General features: G+C 68.1%; 1 protein-coding gene. It reads right to left on the minus strand.

The window, feature by feature from the left end:
* A partial coding sequence (locus HGO92_RS23175) for a heavy metal translocating P-type ATPase (protein ID WP_240974919.1) occupies positions 1 to 758 on the minus strand: 758 nt, incomplete at its 3' end.
* Positions 759 to 777: the final 19 nt, after the last annotated feature.

Here is a 777-nt window from a genome sequence, read left to right on the forward strand (position 1 = left end):
ACGGTGGCTCCGGTACCGTGTCCGGGGACATTGCGGAAGGAACCGGCGTCCAGCGAGGGCACGCCCCGGGCGACGGCGTAGTTGACGACGGCGCCGGCCAGGGGGTGCTCGGATTCGCGTTCCACTGCGGCGACGAGGGCCAGAAGTTCATCCTCGCCGATGCCGTGGGCGATGAAATCGGTGACTTCCGGTTCGCCCTTGGTCAGGGTGCCGGTCTTGTCAAGAATGACGGTATCGATGCGGGCGGAGGTTTCCAGTGCCGTGGCGTTCTTGAACAGCACGCCGCGTTTGGCGCCCAACCCGGTGCCGACCATGATCGCGGTCGGAGTGGCCAGACCGAGGGCGTCAGGGCAGGTGATGACCACCACGGTGATGGCGAACAGGATGGCCTGGGCCACACTGGCGCCGGCGAGCCACCAGGCCAGGAACGTCGCCGTGCCGCCGATCAGGGCCACGAGGACGAGCCAGAACGCGGCCCGGTCGGCCAGCCGCTGCCCGGGTGCCTTGGAGTTCTGGGCTTCCTGCACCAGGGCGACGATCTGCGCCAGGGCGGTGTCGGCGCCGACCTTGGTGGCCCGGACACGGAGCGTACCGGTGGTGTTCACCGAAGCGCCGATCACCTCAGAGCCGGCGGATTTGGCGACCGGCAGGCTTTCCCCGGTGACCATGGACTCGTCGATCTCGGATTCGCCCTCTTCGACTACACCGTCGGTGGGGATCTTCGATCCCGGGCGGACCAGCATTAGGTCCCCGGGCATTACCTCGGCGGTCGGGACT

The organism is Crystallibacter degradans (assembly GCF_012952295.1).
Classification (GTDB): domain Bacteria; phylum Actinomycetota; class Actinomycetes; order Actinomycetales; family Micrococcaceae; genus Crystallibacter; species Crystallibacter degradans.